1 protein-coding gene is annotated in these 724 nt (G+C 43.2%); it reads right to left on the bottom strand.

The genetic code is table 11. The features are described 5' to 3' along the window. On the bottom strand, window positions 1-669 hold a 669-nt coding region (locus CG67_RS06145), incomplete at its 3' end, for a phage/plasmid replication protein, II/X family (protein WP_235501107.1). Window positions 670-724: the final 55 nt, after the last annotated feature.

Below are 724 nucleotides of genomic sequence, written 5' to 3'. Positions count from 1 at the left end.
TAAGTGGGAACTTTTCTTTTTCTGCAATCTCTTAATCTGAGCCTGCACCTCATGATGTTTCAAGTATGCAACAAGAGTACGGTGGCGACTTCCTTCGTTCCACATAACAGTTGTTTCATAATCAAGAGCACGAGTCTTTTTAGTCTGACCGTTGGATACATTGCGCAAGAAAGAAATCACCTGGTTAGCAATGTGATCATTTGCGACTTTTGCACTGAAAGTTACATCTATGCGACCAACTACCGTATTAGTTACATCACACAACTCATAGAGTTCAGGCATAGCAGCAGCAAAGGCACCGAAAAATTCCAGACCGCACAACTCAAAAGATGTAGGCCCAAAAATATTGTGACCTTGTAACAATTTCGCCGGAGATGCTTTCAGCTCTACACATGGCTCGAAATTCTTACCGCCCTCAAAAATTTTCAATGCGATCCCAGCATAATGAGCAGGGAGAGATTCGTAAGGATGCTTAAGCCCCGATACAGTCAAATCACCATCAATGGCGTATTCTACTGTATGGGCGGCAAGAGTCAGACCAGAAAGGCGGGCAACCTCAGCAAGGTTCACATGGGAAACATAATTTCCCTGTGAATCAAGACGCTCCGATACAAGAGAGCTTTTAAACGGTATCCTTAAGACCAGCATATCAATCATGACTTCAAGCACTCAAACACTCACCATGTGCGTAATGTAGCACATGTAATTCCCAACGCAACTATTT

It is taken from the genome of Tatumella sp. UCD-D_suzukii (genome assembly GCF_000611875.2).
Classification (GTDB): Bacteria; Pseudomonadota; Gammaproteobacteria; order Enterobacterales; family Enterobacteriaceae; genus Tatumella; species Tatumella ptyseos.
This window is presented reverse-complemented; position numbering and strand designations above follow the sequence as displayed.